This is a genomic window from Cellulomonas sp. P4_B5_2, assembly GCF_056402235.1.
In genome coordinates this window covers 1-11,901 of sequence record NZ_JBFUHU010000185.1, presented here as the reverse complement: position 1 = coordinate 11,901, position 11,901 = coordinate 1, and the positions used below count along the sequence as shown (strand labels likewise).

At 71.0% G+C, this 11,901-nt stretch carries 12 protein-coding genes; 7 read left to right on the top strand and 5 right to left on the bottom strand.

The features are described 5' to 3' along the window. Nucleotides 1–1,988: DNA polymerase (locus AC1DUQ_RS13975; RefSeq protein ID WP_477073988.1), on the bottom strand; the 1,988-nt coding region annotated here is incomplete at its 3' end. Between AC1DUQ_RS13975 and AC1DUQ_RS13970 the strand changes: the two genes are divergently transcribed. Then, a complete protein-coding gene (locus tag AC1DUQ_RS13970) occupies nt 1,987–2,391 on the top strand; it encodes a PaaI family thioesterase (RefSeq protein WP_477062165.1) in 405 nt (134 codons plus the stop codon). The two genes, AC1DUQ_RS13975 and AC1DUQ_RS13970, sit on opposite strands and share 2 nt — an antisense overlap. On the opposite strand, the gene AC1DUQ_RS13965 is transcribed toward AC1DUQ_RS13970, so the two are convergent. Next, complete coding sequence (locus AC1DUQ_RS13965) at nt 2,307–2,936, bottom strand: N-acetyltransferase family protein (protein WP_477073987.1); 630 nt, start codon at nt 2,934–2,936, stop codon at nt 2,307–2,309. The genes AC1DUQ_RS13970 and AC1DUQ_RS13965 overlap by 85 nt on opposite strands. 466 nt (nt 2,937–3,402) lie before the next feature. Here AC1DUQ_RS13965 and AC1DUQ_RS13960 point away from each other — a divergent pair, with 466 nt between their 5' ends. The 4 genes from AC1DUQ_RS13960 to AC1DUQ_RS13945 are packed head-to-tail and all read left to right on the top strand — an operon-like array spanning nt 3,403 to nt 7,407. After that, nucleotides 3,403–4,716 carry a branched-chain amino acid ABC transporter permease gene (locus AC1DUQ_RS13960; RefSeq protein WP_477073986.1) on the top strand — a complete coding sequence of 438 codons (1,314 nt, stop codon included), beginning with the start codon at nt 3,403–3,405 and terminating at the stop codon, nt 4,714–4,716. A 9-nt stretch (nt 4,717–4,725) separates the two neighbouring features. Next, nucleotides 4,726–5,709 (top strand): branched-chain amino acid ABC transporter permease, encoded by a 984-nt coding sequence (locus AC1DUQ_RS13955; protein ID WP_421741579.1) that lies wholly within the window; start codon nt 4,726–4,728, stop codon nt 5,707–5,709. Beyond that, nucleotides 5,699–6,625, top strand: coding sequence for an ABC transporter ATP-binding protein (locus AC1DUQ_RS13950; protein ID WP_477073985.1), 927 nt, complete (start codon nt 5,699–5,701; stop codon nt 6,623–6,625). The genes AC1DUQ_RS13955 and AC1DUQ_RS13950 overlap by 11 nt, the downstream gene beginning before the upstream one ends. Then, entirely contained in the window at nt 6,622–7,407 is a 786-nt protein-coding gene (locus tag AC1DUQ_RS13945; RefSeq protein WP_477062169.1) for an ABC transporter ATP-binding protein, read from the top strand. Before AC1DUQ_RS13950 ends, AC1DUQ_RS13945 begins: the two co-directional genes overlap by 4 nt. Nucleotides 7,408–7,452: 45 nt before the next feature. On the opposite strand, the gene AC1DUQ_RS13940 is transcribed toward AC1DUQ_RS13945, so the two are convergent. Then, nucleotides 7,453–8,754 carry an ABC transporter substrate-binding protein gene (locus tag AC1DUQ_RS13940; protein ID WP_477062170.1) on the bottom strand — a complete coding sequence of 434 codons (1,302 nt, stop codon included), beginning with the start codon at nt 8,752–8,754 and terminating at the stop codon, nt 7,453–7,455. A 174-nt stretch (nt 8,755–8,928) separates the two neighbouring features. Continuing rightward, nucleotides 8,929–9,561 (bottom strand): nucleotidyltransferase family protein, encoded by a 633-nt coding sequence (locus AC1DUQ_RS13935; RefSeq protein ID WP_477062171.1) that lies wholly within the window; start codon nt 9,559–9,561, stop codon nt 8,929–8,931. 59 nt (nt 9,562–9,620) lie between these two features. Here AC1DUQ_RS13935 and AC1DUQ_RS13930 point away from each other — a divergent pair, with 59 nt between their 5' ends. Continuing rightward, nucleotides 9,621–10,385 (top strand): endonuclease/exonuclease/phosphatase family protein, encoded by a 765-nt coding sequence (locus tag AC1DUQ_RS13930; protein WP_477062172.1) that lies wholly within the window; start codon nt 9,621–9,623, stop codon nt 10,383–10,385. A 51-nt stretch (nt 10,386–10,436) separates the two neighbouring features. On the opposite strand, the gene AC1DUQ_RS13925 is transcribed toward AC1DUQ_RS13930, so the two are convergent. After that, on the bottom strand, nt 10,437–11,069 hold the full coding sequence (locus AC1DUQ_RS13925; RefSeq protein WP_477062295.1) for an ANTAR domain-containing response regulator: 633 nt from the start codon (nt 11,067–11,069) through the stop codon (nt 10,437–10,439). Nucleotides 11,070–11,252: 183 nt separating this feature from the next. Between AC1DUQ_RS13925 and AC1DUQ_RS13920 the strand changes: the two genes are divergently transcribed. Beyond that, the coding region (locus AC1DUQ_RS13920; protein ID WP_477073984.1) for an SMP-30/gluconolactonase/LRE family protein at nt 11,253–11,901 on the top strand (649 nt) is incomplete at its 3' end.

Here is an 11,901-nt window from a genome sequence, read left to right as displayed (position 1 = left end):
GGGATGTTCTGCAGGTTCGGGTCCGCCGACGAGAGCCGCCCGGTCGCGGCGATCGTCTGCTGGAACGTGGTGTGGATGCGTCCGTCCGCGGCGATGGACCGCAGGAGCCCCTCGACGGTCTGCCGCAGCCGGATGGCGTCCCGGTGGGCCAGCAGGTGCTCGAGGAACGGGTGCTGCGTGCGGGCGAACAGGTCGGTGAGCGCGGCGGCGTCGGTGGTGTACCCGGTCTTGATCTTCTTGGTCTTCGGCATGCCCAGCTGGTCGAACAGGACCTCCTGGAGCTGCTTGGGCGAGCCCAGGTTCACCTCGCGGCCGATGACCGCGTACGCCTCCGCCGCGGCGTTCTGCACCTGGCTGTCGAACGACTTCTCGAGTCCCGACAGGTAGCCGGAGTCGATCGCGATCCCGGTCCGCTCCATCCGGGCCAGCACGTCGACGAGCGGCAGCTCGAGGGTGTCCAGGAGGCTGGTGGCGCCCCGGTCGGCCACCTCGCCGCCCAGCACGTCGGCCAGGTCCCGGACCGCGGCGGCACGGACGGCTGCGCGGCGGCCCTCGTCGGTGCCGTCCAGCTCGAGGTCCAGCGCCCCTTGCGCGCCGTCCGCAGCCTCGTCGGCGCCTAGCTCGCGGTGCAGGTAGCCGATCGCGAGGTCGGTCAGGTCGTACGCGCGGCGGTCGGGCTGGCACAGGTACGCCGCGAGCTCGGTGTCGAACACCACCCCGGCGAGGGGCAGGCCGCGGCCGGCCAGCGCGTGCCAGGCCTCCTTCGAGGCGTGCACGATCTTCGGTGCCGCCGGGTCGGCGAGCCACGCCGCCAGCGCGGTCTCGTCGGGTGGCTGGATCTCGGCGAGGTCGAACGCGGCCGCCTGACCGTCCGGGTCCGCCAGGGCGATCCCCCAGGCGTCGCCGCCGGCGGGTGCACCCGAGCCGCGGACGTCCACGCCGAGGGGCTTCCCGGCCCGGGCGGTCAGCCAGCCGGCGAGCTCGCCGGAGCCGAGGACCGTGAGGTCGAGCTGCGCGGCGGCGACCGTCCCCGGTCCGTCACCGGCCTCGTCGGGCAGCATGGCGAAGAGCCGGTCGCGGATGGCGCGGAACTCGAGCTCCTCGAGCACGGCGTGCAGCGCGGGGCGGTCCCACGGCCGGGCCGCGAGGTCCTCCGGGCCCAGCGGGAGCTCGATGTCGGTGAGCAGCGCGTTGAGCTGCCGGTTCAGGCGCACCTGGTCGAGGTTGTCGCGCAGCGACTCCCCCGCCTTGCCGGGCACCTGGTCCGCGGCGGCGAGGATCCCGTCGAGCCCGTCGTACTGGACGATCCACTTGGCCGCCGTCTTCGGGCCGACCCCGGGGATGCCGGGCAGGTTGTCGCTGCTCTCCCCGACGAGCGCGGCGAGGTCGGGGTAGCGCCCGGGCGGCACCCCGTACTTCGTCTCGACGGCCTCGGGCGTCATCCGGGCCAGCTCCGAGACGCCCTTGACCGGATAGAGCACCGTGACGTCCTCGTTCACCAGCTGGAGCGCGTCGCGGTCGCCGGTGCAGATCAGCACCTGCATGCCCTGGGCGCGCGCCTGCACCGACAGCGTGGCCAGGATGTCGTCGGCCTCGAACTGAGCCTTGGAGAGGTACGGGATGTGCATGGTCTCGAGGACCCGCTGGATGACCGCCACCTGTCCCTTGAACGGGGCGGGCGTGGCATCCCGGTTGCCCTTGTACGCCTCGTACACCTCGGTCCGGAACGTCGTCCGGCCCGCGTCGAACGCGACCGCCACGTGCGTCGGCGCCTCGTCCCGCAGCAGGTTGGCGATCATCGAGAAGAACCCGAACACCGCGTTGGTGGGCTCACCGGACGACGTCGCGAACTTGTCCACCGGGAGCGCGAAGAACGCCCGGTAGGCCATCGAGTGACCGTCGATCAGGAGGAGTCGGGCAGGCGTTCCGGGAGTGGCCGGCGGAACCGCTGGCAGTGCGTCGCTCACGGGTGCCAACCTATCTGCCATGTCCGACACGACGATCCCCGACCAGCCCTACGCGGGCACCCTCATCGAGCGCATGGGCATCGTGGTGACCGAGGCCTCCGCGCAGCGCACGGTGGCCACCATGCCGGTCGCCGGCAACACGCAGCCCTACGGCCTGCTGCACGGAGGCGCGTCCGCGGTGCTGGCCGAGACGCTGGGCTCCATCTCCGCGATGGCGCATGCCGGCGAGGGACGGGCCGCGGTGGGGATCGAGCTCAACGCCACCCACCACCGGTCGGCGCGCTCKGGCCTGGTCACCGGGACGGCGACGGCGCTGCACCTCGGCAGGACGCTCGCCACCTACCAGGTCGTGGTCGAGGACGACGGCGGCCGGCTGGTCTGCACAGCCCGGCTGACCTGCATGCTGATCGACGCACGTCCCTGATCCGCGCCGGACGCGCGGGCGGGCTGGACCTGCTCGTCGACGGGCTGCCGTGCGGCGCGTGCCTGACGTCGACGCGCGATGAGGTCCTCGAGCCCACGCGGACCGGAGCGCCGTGCGGCGCCCGGCGTGCCGGCGTGGCCCTGGTYGTGCGCGAGCTTGCGCTGGAGCGCCGCGGCCGTCACCACCCGGTGCGACGCGGCCGGTGCGAACCCGAGCCGGGCGAGGAAGCGCTGCATCCCGCGGGAGCCCGGCAGCGGCGACGAGTACAGCTCGGTGGCGCCCGCCTCCTCCGCGACCGTCGTCGCGCCGACCAGCAGGGCGTGCCCGAGGCCACGACGGCGCGCGGCGGGCAGCACGTACACCGCCTCGATGTCGAGGCTCACGACGTCGGTGAAGGGTCCCGGCCCGACGACGCGGGCCAGCAGCAGGCCGGCCGGGTCGTCGTCGAGGAGGGCCAGCAGCACGCGTCCGCCCGGCACCGCGAGGAGCGCTCCCAGCTGGTCGCGCAGGCGGTCGGCGTCGTCGGTGCACAGCTGGGAACCCACACCAGCCTCCTGGCGCGCGGTCAGACAGAGCGCGACGAGGCTCTCCAGGTCGCCCGGCAGGGCTTCGCGGACTTGCACTCCAAGACGCACGGCAGTGGTACCTCCAGACGGGACGAGGGGGATCCGGTCGGGGTGACGCCTCCTCTGCCCACGACGGCGCCGCCCTCGATCATGACGCAGCCACCACCGTATGCCTAGCCCCCGGGAGAGGGGCACCGCGCTCGGAGGCGGCCAAACTGGACGTCCGACCACAAAACCCGACACGCTCGTGCCCGCACAGCCCAGACACTCGCCATCGCGAAATGAACAAGACACAATCCCTGCCTATCGTCCTGCCACACGGCAGGCGTCGCGCTGGTTCGACAATGCCGTCGGACCCGTGCACGAGCCCGGCCCCCTAGAACCTGGACGGAGACCCACCGTGCCGCATGTTGCGACGACGGACAGGCCCCGCAGAACTCGACTGTTGATCGCGCTGAGCATGCTCGCGGCGGCATTCGTCGGCGTCATCGGCCTGCAGGCCGAGTCCGCCTCCGCCGCCGCGGCGGTCTCCTGCGTCGCGGACGCCGAGACCGGCTGCATCGGCGGGACGCTGCAGAACACCGCCGGCCCCGTAGAGGGCGTCACCATCACGGTGACGAACGAGGACGACGACTTCGAGGAGTCGACGACGACGGCCGCCAACGGCACGTGGGCCGTCGCGATCCCCGGACGGGCGCGCTACACGGTCGAGCTCGACGAGTCGACCCTCCCCTCGACCGCGGCTCTCGCGGACTCGGCGGAGAACCCGACCGAGCAGCTCGCCGTGGTCGGCGCCTCGTCGACCGTCGACTTCAACCTCGTGCTGGACGTCACTCCGAGCACGGGGGGCAGCTCGTCGTCCGCGACGGGCACGGTCACCCCCACCCGGCTGCTCCAGCAGTTCGCGCTGGGCATCCGGTACGGCCTGATCCTCGCCCTCGCCGCGGTCGGGCTCTCCCTGATCTACGGCACCACCGGGATGTCGAGCTTCTCGCACGGCGAGCAGGTCACCCTGGGCGCCCTGCTGACCTTCGTGTTCTCCATCCAGCTGCACTGGCCGATCGTCCTGTCGGTGCTGGTCGCGGTGATCCTGTCGGCGGCCAGCGGCTGGCTCCAGGACGTGGTCATCTGGAAACCGCTGCGGCGACGCCGAGTGGGCCTGGTCCAGCTGATGATCGTCAGCATCGGGCTGTCGCTGGCCCTGCAGTACGCGTTCCAGTTCCGCTTCGGCGGCAGCACCCTGCAGGTCCTGCCCTCGATCGCCAAGTCGTGGAGCATCGGCCCGATCCGGCTGTCGATCCCGTCCTACATCGCGATGGGGTGCGCCACCATCGTGCTCGTCGGCGTCGCGCTCTTCCTGCAGCGCACCCGCACCGGCCGCGCCACCCGGGCGATCTCGGACAACCCCGCCCTCGCGTCCGCCTCGGGCATCGACGTCGACAAGATCATCCGGCTCGTGTGGATCCTGGCGACCGGCCTGGCCGGCCTCGGCGGCGCGCTCCTGGCGCTGGCCTTCAACGGGGCCGCCTGGGACCTCGGCCTGCAGATGCTGCTGCTGATGTTCGCCGCGGTGACCCTCGGTGGTCTGGGCACCGCCTACGGCGCGCTCATCGGCTCGCTCATCATCGGTGTCGTCGTGGAGATGTCGACCCTCTGGCTGCCGTCGAGCCTCAAGTTCGCCGTCGCGCTGCTGATCCTGATCCTCGTCCTGCTCATCAGACCTCAAGGCATCCTCGGCCGCGCCGAGCGGGTCGGCTAGGAGACTCCCATGAACTGGTCGGACCTGCTGTCCCTCACTGCGGGCGAGCTGATCGCCCCCACCACCGCGGCCTACGCGCTCGCGGCCATCGGCCTGAACATCCACTTCGGCTTCACGGGCCTGCTCAACATGGGGCAGGCGGGCTTCATGCTCGTCGGCGCCTACGGGTTCGCCGCCACCGCGCAGGCGGGCCAGGGCTTCCCGCTCTCGGCGCTGGTCGGGGTGGGCTGCTCGGTCGTCTTCGCGCTCATCCTCGGCATACCCACGCTGAAGCTGCGCGGTGACTATCTGGCGATCGTGACGATCTCCGCCGCGGAGATCGTCCGGCTCATCGGCCGGTCGTCCGTGCTCTCCGACATCACCAACGGTGCCGCCGGCATCCCCGCCAGCAGGTTCAACAAGGACTTCCTCGGCCTGTCGGTGCTCCCGGACGGCAGGACCGCGCTCGGGCCGTTCTCCTACGCCAACAACGTCGGCGACGGCTGGTGGACGCGCATCGTCGCGTGGGCCGCCGTCCTGCTCGCCGTGCTGCTGGTCTGGCGCCTCATGTCCAGCCCGTGGGGCCGCGTGCTCAAGGGCATCCGCGAGGACGAGGACGCCGTGCGCTCGCTCGGCAAGAGCGTGTACGGCTACAAGATGCAGGCGCTCGTGCTGGGTGGTGCCATGGCGGGCTTCGCGGGTGTCCTGTTCGTGATGCCCGCGAGCGTCCAGCCCGACGCGATGGGCCGGTCGATGACGTTCTTCATCTGGACGATCCTCCTGCTGGGTGGCGCCGCCACCCTCTGGGGTCCGGTGATCGGGTCGATGATCTTCTTCGTCGCTCTCATGTTCATCAAGACGGTCATGCGCGACGTGCTGCCGTCCGTCCTGCGGCCCGAGCAGCTGGAGCCGCTCGCGGGCATCCTGGTGGGCATCACGCTGATGCTGCTGGTGATCTTCCGGCCGCAGGGCATCTTCGGTGACAAGAAGGAGCTGATGCTCGATGTCCGCTGAGCTGTCCTCCCCCGCACCGCTCGCGAAGACAGCGGCTCAGGCGCTCGCGGGCGTCGCCCCCGAGCCTGGCGTCGCGAAGCCGGACCCGATCATCGTCGCCGACGACGTCGTGCGCCGGTTCGGTGGCATGACCGCCGTCGACGTCCGTCACCTCGAGGTGCAGCGCGGCGCGATCACCGCGCTGATCGGCCCCAACGGCGCCGGCAAGACGACGCTGTTCAACCTGCTCACCGGCTTCGACAAGCCGAACTCCGGCAACTGGGAGTTCAACGGTCGTCGTCTGAACGGTGTCTCGGCGGGCCGGGTCGCCCGCGCCGGCATGGTGCGCACCTTCMAGCTGACCAAGGCGCTCTCGCGGCTGACCGTCCTGCAGAACATGCAGCTCGGCGCCACGAAGCAGCCCGGTGAAGGCTTCTTCACCTCGCTGGTCAAGCCGCTGTGGGCCGCCCGTGAGCGCGAGATCACCGAGCAGGCCGACGAGCTGCTGGTCCGGTTCAAGCTCGACGCCAAGAGCGACGACTTCGCAGGGTCCCTGTCCGGGGGCCAGCGCAAGCTCCTCGAGATGGCGCGGGCACTCATGGCCAAGCCCGAGCTGGTCATGCTCGACGAGCCGATGGCCGGGGTGAACCCCGCGCTCACGCAGTCCCTGCTCGGGCACATCCAGACCGTCCGCGACGAGGGCACCACGGTGCTGTTCGTGGAGCACGACATGCAAATGGTCCGCCGGATCGCCGACTGGGTGGTGGTCATGGCCGAGGGCAAGATCGTCGCCGAGGGGCCGCCGGCCGCCGTCATGGAGAACCCCGCCGTCGTCGACGCCTACCTGGGCGCCCACCACGACACCGACCTCGGCGACGAGAGCGTCATGGCCGAGGGTGTGCTCGAGCAGCTCGAGGCCGAGGAGGCCACGGAATGACCGTCACGGAATCCGCCGCAGCACCGTCCCCCGTGGACCGGGGCGAGCCCCTGCTGCGCGCCGACGAGCTCGTCGCGGGCTACATCCCCGGGGTGAACATCCTCAACGGGTGCAACCTCGACCTGTACCCGGGCGAGCTGGTCGGCATCATCGGCCCCAACGGCGCCGGCAAGTCGACCCTGCTCAAGGCGATCTTCGGCCTGGTGCACGTGCGCACCGGGTCGGTGACGCTCGGCGGGGAGGACATCACCAACCTCAAGGCGAACGATCTGGTCGCCCGCGGCGTCGGGTGCGTCCCGCAGAACAACAACGTCTTCCCGTCGTTGTCGGTCGAGGAGAACCTCCAGATGGGCGGGTTCCTCAAGCCGGGCAAGTTCTCGGAGCGGCTCGACTTCATCATCGACCTGTTCCCGAACCTCAAGGACCGCCGCAACCAGCGCGCCGGCTCGCTGTCCGGCGGTGAGCGCCAGATGGTGGCCATGGGCCGCGCGCTGATGATGGACCCGAAGGTGCTGCTCCTCGACGAGCCCTCCGCCGGTCTGTCCCCCGTGCGGCAGGACGAGACGTTCATCCGCACCCGCAAGATCAACCGCGCGGGGGTCTCGATCATCATCGTCGAGCAGAACGCCCGGCGCGCCCTGCAGATCTGCGACCGCGGCTACGTCCTCGACCAGGGCCGCAACGCCTACACCGCCACCGGGCGCGAGCTCATGCACGACCCCAAGGTGATCGAGCTGTACCTCGGCACGCTGGCGGCCGACGAGATCGCCCCCGAGGACTGACGGCACTCCCCCGCCGGGCCTCGCGTCATCTGGGACTGACTGTCGTCAGCTGCCCTTGACCTCGCCGAACTCCGCCTTCTGCCACACGGGCACGTTCTCGGCGTCGTACTTGTAGATGCCGACGTACGCCGACGACGGGTCGTTGTTGTCGTTGAACGGGCCGACGCCGGAGACAGCCTGGTAGGTGATCTCCTTGCCGTCCTTGATCAGCTCGACGCAGTCCGCGAACGTCGCGCACTCCTCGCCGTCCGTCGTGCCGGACACCGCCGCCATGTTGGCCTGCACGGTGGGGCCGTCGTTCTGGCCTCCCTTGACCGCCGCGAGGGCCGCCAGGATGGTCGCGTCGTAGGACTCGGGACCGTAGTTGAAGTCCTTCAGGTCCGGGTTGACCTCGAGCAGGCGAGCCTTGAAGTCATCGGTCGGGTTGGCGCCCGGGTTGGTGCCCTGCGCGCCCTCCATCGTGCCCGGGTCGAAGAAGAACTTGGCGCTGTCGGCCGGGTCCTGCTTGAAGCTGGCCACGTTGCCGTCGACGAGGTACACCTTCGACATGTCGTAGCCGGCCTGGACGAGCTGAGGAACGATGACGCGGACCTCGTCGAACGTGATGATCACGATCGCGTCGGGGTTCGTGGCAACGACCTCGCCCACCTCGGTGGAGTAGTCCTGCAGCTCCGGCGGGAAGTCCTGACCCGCGCCCTCGGCGCCGTAGGTCACGTTGACGCCTGCGGGCTCCAGGTTCTGCTGGACGAAGCCGCGCAGACCCGTGCCGTACGGGTCGTCGAACACGAGGATGCCGACGTTCTTGTGCCCGTCCGCGATGATCTGCGTCGCGAGCGCCTGGCCCTGGACCTCGTCCGGCGGGGCGGTGCGGAAGTAGTACGGGCTGATGCCGGACAGGTCGGCCGCCGTGTTGGCGGGCGAGATCTGCACGATCTCGGCGTCCGTGATCGGGCCGACGACGCCGAGCGACAGGCCGGAGGACGCGGCGCCGATGATGACGTGCACACCCTCCTCGATGAGCGCCTTGGCGGACGGGGTGCCGATCGTCGCGAGGTCGGACGTGGGGCCCGAGTCCTTGTGCGAGACGGTCACCGGGACGCCGTTGACGCCACCGGCGTCGTTGATGTCCTTGATGGCCAGGTCGACGCCGGCGATCTCGGGCGGGCCGAGATACGCGAGGTTGCCTGTGACGGGGAGCAGGGAGCCGATCTTGAGCGGGCCCGAAGCGGTGGGCGCTGCGGAGCTCTCGCTGTCGGCCGGCTCGTCCGCACCGCTGCACGCGGTCAGGGCGAGGGCGACAGCGCCGGCCAAGGCGGCGGCGCGGACTACGTGGGTCGAACGAATCATGCCTGGTACCCCTCTGTGAGTACTGCGATCCACTGGAACCCGGTAGGGATCCTGCAGGTGTGGCGTGAAGGTACTCATTGTTTGTGTCCGCGATGTGAATCTGCGCGTCTCAGGAAAGGTTGTTGCCGAGTTGTGACCAACCAGTAACAAGCGGTGCTGGACGCGCGACCGGACTCAGGACGCGGGTGCGGCCGCGCCGGGCGCGACGTCCGACGAGGTCGACGCGGCGTCCGCGTCGGTGATGCCGAGCTCGTCGGCGAGGAAGAGGAACGCCCGCGCGTAGGGGTGCCCGACCGCGTCCTCGCGGACCCGCGGCCAGTCGATCTGCTCGCGCAGCGCACGCACGATGGCGAGCAGCCGCCCGAAGTCGCACGCGTGCTCCCCCAGCACCCGCAGCTTCGCCGAGACGATGTCGGTGGCCTGCAGCACCGGCATCCGTACCGCCAGCACCTCGAGCACGTCGCTGCGCTCCAGGAGCTCGTGCGTGATCGGCTCACCGACCATCCGGAACAGGACGTCGACCAGCTGGCCGTGGTGGAACGCCTTGAACAGCCAGTTCTCGGCCGGTTGCTCGACGTGCAGCCCGGCGGCGGCGATCACCTCCTTGGCGCGCTCGACGTCCTCGGGCGTCACGGCGAAGTCGGCGTCGTGGCTCGGTTCGGGGGCGCCCCGGGCCCAGGCCGCGTACCCGCCGACGAGGGCGAACGGGATCTCCGCGTCCGTCAGCGCGACCGCGACCAGCCGCAGGCCGTCCTGGAGGGCCGTGCGGTCGTCGGGCGGGTCGACCAGGGCGCCTTGCTGGGTCATGACACGACTGTCTACACGCCGACGCGCGGGCTCGCAGGTCGGCCGGGACAATCGGCAGGGTGCGCCTGGCCACCTTCAACATCCTGCACGGACGCTCGCTGGTCGACGGCGAGGTCCACGTGGGGCGGTTCGCCGACGCCGTGCGCGACCTGGACGCCGACGTCCTCGCCCTCCAGGAGGTGGACCGGGACCAGCCGAGGTCCCACAGCGCCGATCTGACAGTCGTCGCCGCCGACGCGATGGATGCTCCCGAGCACCGCTTCGTCGCCATTCTGCACGGCGAGCCCGGGGTGTGGACCGCCGCGACGGGCGACCACCAGCCGGCGGTGGCGAGCTACGGGATCGCGCTCCTCAGCCGGCACCCGGTGCTGTCCTGGCACGTGCTGCAGCTGCCCGTCCTGCGGCGCCGCGCCCCGGTGCGCTGGCCGGACGCGCGCTGGCCGACGCTCGTGCGCGACGAGCCCCGCGCGGCACTCGTCGCCGTCGTCGAGCACCCCACCGGCCCGCTGACCGTCGTCGACACCCACCTGACCTACATCCCGGGGTGGAACCGCCGGCAGCTGCGGCAGCTCGTCGGTCTCCTGCGGGAGTACCCCCGACCGCTGGTCCTGATGGGTGACCTCAACATGGAGCCCGACGCCGCGGTCCGGACGTCGGGCATGCGCTCACTGGCAGCCGCCGCCACCTATCCGGTCCTCGAACCCGTGCGCCAGCTCGACCACATCCTCGGCGACGGGTCGATCGTGCCCACCGACCCCGCACGTGCGGTCGACACCGGTCTGTCCGACCACCGCGCCCTCGTCGTCGACGTGGCACGCCGCTGAACGACGAAGGCCGGCGCGGATGATCTCCGGCCGGCCCTCGTCACGCTCGCGTCAGGAGGACGCGCCACCCACCTGCTCGATGACCGCGTCGGCCACCTCGCGCATGGTGAGCCGACGGTCCATCGACGTCTTCTGGATCCAGCGGAACGACTCCGGCTCGGTCAGACCCATCTTCGTCATGAGCAGACCCTTGGCCCGGTCCACGCGCTTGCGCGTCTCGAACCGCTCCGCGAGGTCCGCGACCTCCGACTCCAGGGCGCTGATCTGCGCGTACCGCGAGATCGCGATCTCCACGGCCGGCAGCAGGTCCGCAGGGCTGAACGGCTTGATGACGTAGGCCATGGCCCCGGCGTCGCGCGCCCGCTCCACGAGCTCCTTCTGGGAGAAGGCCGTGAGGAGCACCACCGGGGCCAGGTGCGCCTTGCCGATCCGCTCCGCCGCCGAGATGCCGTCGAGCACGGGCATCTTCACGTCCATGACGACGACGTCGGGCTTCAGCTCGGTGACGAGCTGCACCGCCTGCTCGCCGTCGCCGGCCTCACCGACCACGTCGAAACCGGCGTCGCGCAGCGTCTCGACGACGTCCATCCGGATGAGCGCCTCGTCCTCGGCCACGACCGCGCGCCGCGCCGGGCGTGCCGCGGCAGGAGCCGTGGGCTCAGCCGTCGGGGCCGGGGCGCTCAGGTCGAAGGCGTCGGGGGCCGCCTCGGTCGGTTCAGGGGTCGCGTCAGTGCTCACGTGCTCAGAGTAGTGGTCGCCGCCGCTCGCTTCGCAGTGGTTGCACCTGTGAGGCAGCCCACGCGGTGCCCTTCGGCCCACAGCGGACGTAGCCTCGAGGAGACCGGACTCGTCCGAGGAGGCCCGACGATGCGCAGCCACCGATCCGTCCGCGCGGCCCTCGCAGCCGCCGCCGCCGTGCTCCTGCTCGGCGTCGCCGCCCCCGCGGCCGTCGCCCACGACCGGCCGGACAGCTATCTGCTCGACCCCGCCGGCCCCGCGGCCGACGACATCTACCCGGAGGGGATCGCCGCGCGCGGCGACACGTTCTACGTCGGCAGCACGACCGACGGGACGGTCTACCGCGGCACGCTGCGCTCCCCCACCGCGACGCCGTTCCTGCTCGGGGGCGTCGACGGCCGGACGTCGGCGGTCGGCATGAAGGTCGACGGGCGCACCCTGTTCGTCGCCGGCGGGGCCACCGGACGCGTCTTCGCCTACGACGTGCGGACGCGCGAGCTCACCGGCTCCTGGCAGGTGGAGCAGACCGGCGCGCCGACCTTCCTCAACGACATCGCGATCGGTCCGCGCGGAGACGTGTACGTCACCGACTCGTTGCGGCCCGTGCTCTACCGGATCGACGCCTCCGACCGCAGCGTCTCAGGCGTGGCGGTGCTGCCGACCTTCCTCGACTTCACCGGGACGGCCCTGCAATACACGACCGGGTTCAACGTCAACGGCATCGTCGTGTCGGCCGACGGCCGGTACGCGGTGGTCGCGCAGTCGAACACCGCCACCC

What these genes read in the sequence shown, in the direction of transcription:
- AC1DUQ_RS13955 (WP_421741579.1), top strand. Translation starts at nt 4,726, where the DNA reads ATGAACTGGTCGGACCTGCTGTCCCTCACTGCGGGCGAGCTGATCGCC.
- AC1DUQ_RS13945 (WP_477062169.1), top strand. Translation starts at nt 6,622, where the DNA reads ATGACCGTCACGGAATCCGCCGCAGCACCGTCCCCCGTGGACCGGGGC.
- AC1DUQ_RS13940 (WP_477062170.1), bottom strand. Translation starts at nt 8,754, where the DNA reads ATGATTCGTTCGACCCACGTAGTCCGCGCCGCCGCCTTGGCCGGCGCT.
- AC1DUQ_RS13935 (WP_477062171.1), bottom strand. Translation starts at nt 9,561, where the DNA reads ATGACCCAGCAAGGCGCCCTGGTCGACCCGCCCGACGACCGCACGGCC.